Annotated in this window: 1 pseudogene; it reads left to right on the top strand. The window is 48.3% G+C overall.

The annotated features are described in order from the left end of the window. Positions 1-98 precede the first annotated feature (98 nt). Positions 99-499 (top strand): annotated as a pseudogene (locus tag AWB54_RS15045) (serine hydrolase domain-containing protein); the annotation flags it as partial.

Below are 499 nucleotides of genomic sequence, written 5' to 3'. Positions count from 1 at the left end.
CACAGAGTGTGTGAAGGTCCGCTCTCATAGACCAGGCTCCTCCGTGTGAACTTGCGAATTATCAATGTTATTTATCCAAAAGCAGCGTTCTTAAGCTAATGAAGGTTGTTCGGGCTGAGAATAAGCTGACTATCTATAGGATGGAAGGCGGCCAGGACACAGAAATCCTACCAGCGATTTATAATGATGGCTATTTTCACAACCAGAGATACAAGTACTATATCATAACGCTGGGCTGCAGGCAATATTTCGTACAGCATTCGGCTACACTCGCCGTTGATATGATTGCCAGCCAAAAACTTGAGCCTGTGGCCAAAGCAAGCGAATTGAAGATATCGGTCGATAAGCGAAAGTGGATGCGGCGTAATGACAAACCCTACTGGGAAACAAGGCTGGTGTCGGGGCATAGTATAACTTCGCGGCAGCTTACTGAACTCCCGGGCTATATCGTCTTCGCCGGCATAAAACGGGGCATCTCCCCGACATCTGCAGGGATGGC

This window comes from Syntrophomonas wolfei subsp. methylbutyratica, assembly GCF_001570625.1.
Classification (GTDB): Bacteria; Bacillota; Syntrophomonadia; order Syntrophomonadales; family Syntrophomonadaceae; genus Syntrophomonas; species Syntrophomonas methylbutyratica.
Note: the sequence above shows the minus strand (reverse complement) of the source record. Positions and strands in the feature narration are given on the sequence as shown.